At 74.1% G+C, this 4445-nt stretch carries 3 protein-coding genes; all 3 read right to left on the bottom strand.

What is annotated here, in order from left to right; translation table 11 throughout:
* Positions 1-122 precede the first annotated feature (122 nt).
* A complete protein-coding gene (locus tag EHS43_RS38335) occupies positions 123-1379 on the bottom strand; it encodes an SLC13 family permease (protein WP_125195214.1) in 1257 nt (418 codons plus the stop codon).
* 87 nt (positions 1380-1466) lie between these two features.
* Complete coding sequence (locus EHS43_RS38330; RefSeq protein ID WP_125195213.1) at positions 1467-2138, bottom strand: DUF4232 domain-containing protein; 672 nt, start codon at positions 2136-2138, stop codon at positions 1467-1469.
* 261 nt (positions 2139-2399) lie between these two features.
* A partial coding sequence (locus EHS43_RS38325; protein ID WP_125195212.1) for a SpoIIE family protein phosphatase occupies positions 2400-4445 on the bottom strand: 2046 nt, incomplete at its 5' end.

The following is a 4445-nucleotide window of genomic DNA, read 5'->3' as shown; positions in this document are numbered from 1 at the left end:
CCACCGACCCGTACTCCTGCTCGTGGGGCGGTCAGGACGGTGGCGGATCCGGGTACGGCGGTGGCTACGGGTACGGCGGTGGGTACGGAAGCGGTGGCTGGGGCGGCGGGCGCTGACCCCGCTCAGGCTCCGACGAGCTGGAGCGAGCCCCACAGGGCGACCACCGCGGCGGCGAGCGCGGCCGGCACGGTCAGCAGGCCGAGCCGGGTGAACTCCCCGAGCGCGACCTCGTGGTCGTCGCGGTGCAGGATGCGCCGCCACAGCAGGGTGGCGAGGGACCCGGCGTAGGTCAGGTTCGGGCCGATGTTCACCCCGAGCAGCACCGCGAGGACCGCTCCCGGCCCGGCCGCGGAGGTCAGCGGCAGCAGCACCAGGACCGCGGGCAGGTTGTTGATCAGGTTCGCCAGGACGGCGGCCAGCGCCGCGATCCCCAGCAGCGCGAGGATGCCCGTCCCGTCGGGCAGGACGTGGCCCAGGGCGTCGGCGAGCCCGTTGTCGACGACCGCGCGCACCACGACGCCGAGGGCGAGCACGAACGCCAGGAACGCCGGGGCCGCCGCCCGCACCACCGAGACGGGCGTCGCCTGCCGCCGGACCAGGGCCCGGCCCGCCAGCACGAGCGCCCCGGCACAGGCGACCCAGGCGGGATCGACGCCGAACGCGGACGCCACCACGAACCCGGCCAACGTGCAGCCGACGGTGACCAGCGCGAACAGCGGCAGCGCGGGTTCCTCGGACGCCTCGGGGGAGTGCTCGACGACGGTGAGGTCGGTCGCGAAGAAGCGCCGGAACACCACGTACTCGACGGCGATCGCCGCCAGCCAGGGCAGCGTCATCAGCAGCGCGAACCGGGTGAAGCTCACCCCGCTCGCCTCGAAGGCCAGCAGGTTGGTGAGGTTGGACACCGGCAGCAGCAGGGAGGCCGTGTTCGACAGATGCGCGCACGCGTAGACGTGCGGCTTCGCACGGGCGCCCATCCGGGAGGCGGTGACCAGCACCACCGGCGTGAGCAGCACCACGGTGGCGTCCAGGCTCAGGACCGCCGTGATCGCCGAGGCCAGCCCGAACACGCCGGTCAGCAGCCGTCCGGGCGACCCCGCCGACCGCCGCGCCAGCCAGGCCCCGCAGGCGTGGAACAGCCCCTCGACGTCACAGAAGTGGGCGAGGACCAGCACCGCGGCCAGGAAGCCGACCACCGGCCCCAGCCGCTCGACCTCCGCCCACGCGTGCTCCGGGGAGATCGCCCCGGTCACGATCGCGAGCCCCGCCGCCGGGACCGCGACGGCGGCCTCCGGCCAGCCGAAGGGACGCAGGACCGCCCACACGAGGACGGCGACGAGCAGGGCGATGGACAGCGTTTCGGCGAGCGGGGTGTTCAGGGCGGTTCCTTCGGAGGGCGGGCGGAGCGAGCGGTCATACAACCAGGCCAGGGTAAGAATTCTCCCGATACCCCCGGCCGCGGCGGTTCAGGCTCCGGTTCCCGGGCTGAAGGGGATGAGCCGCACCGACGACTCGGTGCCGGACACCGGGACCTCGCCGCCCTTCCAGGTCACCTTCAGCGGGTCCTGCTCGTCCGGCGGGGTCACCACGAGGGCCGCCGGGGTGGCGGTGTCCGCGCCGCTGACCTCCGGGTTCGCGAAGGACAGCCCGGCCCAGGCGCTGCGGCCCGGTGCCAGCCGTACCGTCTGCGCATCGCCCGGGGACCGCTGCGGGTCGGGGCCCAGCTGCCTGCCGGACGCGTCGACGAAGGCGGTGCCCGGATAGCCGTACAGGGTGCAGGTGCGGCTCGACGTGTTTGTCAGCACGACCGGGAAGTTCTCCTGTCCCGCACCGGGGTTGTTGCGGCCGACGGACGCGCTGAGCTCGGAGGTGTGGCACCGGGTCCCGCCGGACGGCGTGAGGGAGTTGCTGACCGCGTCGGTGGGGACGCCGCTCGGCGCTCCGCTGGTGTCGCCGGTGGCGGACACGGAGGCGGACGGCGCGGTGGTGCCGGTCGCCGGGGCCGCCGTGCCGGACTCCGTGCGCGGGGAGCTCGCCGAGCCGTCGCCGCCGTCTCCGCAGCCCACCAGCAGGCCGAGCAGCGTGAGTGAACCCACGAGGGCGGCCGTCCGCCGCGCACCTGGCAACGTGTTCGTCATGTCTCCACACTCCCGGAGATTGCGCGCACGCGCGCGTACGGGTCCGCACGCGGGCCCTCTGTGCGGGCGGCCGTGCGGGTGTCGCGGTGAGCGAACGCGCCCGTGTTCGGGCGCCGTTCGAGCCGGTGACGGCGGCGGGTCCGCCCGACGGAGTTCATACGCCCATCATGCCCGGGGCGGGATCGGAGCGGAGGAGGGCATCCGTGGCGTTTCCCGGCGTGCCGCGAGGGAGCGGAGCCGCGGCGGTGTTCCGGCGAGCGCTCACTCCAGGTCGAGGAGTTCGATCTCCGCCCAGATCGTCTTGCCGTCGGCCGTGTGCCGGCTGCCCCAGCGCTGGGTGAGCTGCGCCACCAGGAGAAGCCCCCGGCCGCCCTCGTCCCAGGTCTTGGCGCGCCGCAGATGCGGGGCCGTGTGACTGGTGTCGGAGACCTCGCAGATCAGGGTGGTCGCGTCGTGGATGAGACGCAGCCGGATGGGGCGGGCGCCGTACCGGATGGCGTTCGTGACCAGCTCGCTGGTGACCAGCTCGGCCGTGAACGACGCCTCGCTCAGGTCCCAGCGGGCGAGCTGCTCCACGACCTGCTTGCGCACGGGCGCCACCAGCGACGGGTCGGCCGGGATGTCCCAGGTCGCCACCTGGGAGGCGGGCAGTCCCAGGGTGCGGGCCAGCAGCAGGGCCACGTCGTCGGTGGAGCCGCCGGGCGGCAGCAGCGCGTGCAGCACCCGGTCGCAGCTCTCCTCCAGTGAGTCGGCGGGGGCGGCCAGGGACTCGCACAGCAGCGCGTGACTGGCCTCCGCGTCCCGCTCCCGGGACTCGATCAGCCCGTCCGTGAACAGCGACAGCACGGTTCCCTCGGGCAGCGCCAGCTCGGCCGACTCGAACGGCAGCCCGCCCAGACCCAGCGGCGGCCCCGCGGGCAGGTCCACCTGGCGGGCCGGACCGCCCGGCGTCAGCATCACGGGCGCCGGGTGCCCGGCCCGGGCCAGCGTGCAGCGCCGCGACACCGGGTCGTACACCGCGTACAGACAGGTGGCCCCGACCTCACCGGGGCTGCCCTCACCGCCGGCCTCCGCGGACAGCCGTACGACGAGGTCGTCGAGGTGGGTGAGCAGCTCGTCCGGGGCCAGGTCGATGTCGGCGAGGGTGCGGACGGCGGTGCGCAGCCGGCCCATCGTCGCCGAGGCCTGGATGCCCTGCCCGACCACGTCCCCGACGACCATCGCGACCCGCATGCCCGACAGCGGGATCACGTCGAACCAGTCGCCGCCCACCCCGGCCCGCGCGGCCGGGAGATAGCGGGAGGCCGCCTCCACGGCGGCCGTGCGCGGCAGCGAGCGGGGCAGCAGACTGCGCTGGAGGGCGAGTGCTGTCTCGCGCTCACGGGAGAAGCGGCGGGCGTTGTCGATGCAGACCCCGGCGCGCGCGGTGATCTCCTCGGCCAGCAGCACGTCGTCCTCGGTGAAGGGGTCGGGCCGCCGGTACCGGGTGAGGACCGCGACGCCGAGGGTCTGGCCGCGGGCCTGGATGGGCACGGACATCGTGGAGTGGACGCCGTACTCCTTGACCCGCTCGGCGCGGGTCCTGTTCCAGTGGAGCCACTGGTCCAGGCGTCCGGAGGCGACGGTGGCCACGATCGTGCGGCCCGCCGTCAGGGAGTCGGCCTGCGGTGAGGTGGTCGGGTACACCTCGGTGTGTCCCGGCTTGACCACCGCCAGCGGATTGCCGGGCTCCGCCGACTGGTGGGCGGCGCGGCGCAGCTCGACCGGCGCCGCGAGCCTCGTCGGCGGCTCGCCGTTCTCCTGCGGGTCCAGCAGGTCGACGCTGACGAAGTCGGCGAGTGCCGGAATGCACACGTCGGCCAGTTCCTGCGCCGTGCGGGTGACGTCGAGGGTGGTGCCGATGCGCACGCTCGCCTCGTTGACCAGCTGGAGCCGCTCGCGGGCGAGGAAGTGGTCGGTGAAGTCGTGTGCGGCCAGGCACACACCGCGCACCCGCCCGGACGCGTCGGTGACCGGCGCCATCCGGGCCAGCCAGGCGTGCGCCCTGTCCTCGCCGCCGGTCCGCATGTAGGTCTGCACGTCCTTGGGCCGGCCGGTGGTGAGCACGTGCAGCATGTGCTCCTCCAGCTCCTCGCTCTGCGGCTTGCCGCCGATCTCGGAGAGCCGGAGGCCCAGGACGCGCTTCTCGGGCAGTCCGATCACGTCGGCCATGGCGTCGTTGACCAGACGCAGCCGCAGCTGTTCGTCGTAGACGGCGACGGCACAGGGTGACTGGGTCAGTACGGCCGTGCTCAGCGGGTCGTCGGG

This window comes from Streptomyces sp. RP5T (genome assembly GCF_003933965.1).
Lineage (GTDB): Bacteria > Actinomycetota > Actinomycetes > Streptomycetales > Streptomycetaceae > Streptomyces.
Note: the sequence above shows the minus strand (reverse complement) of the source record. Positions and strands in the feature narration are given on the sequence as shown.

What these genes read in the sequence shown, in the direction of transcription:
- EHS43_RS38330 (WP_125195213.1), bottom strand. Translation starts at nt 2,138, where the DNA reads ATGACGAACACGTTGCCAGGTGCGCGGCGGACGGCCGCCCTCGTGGGT.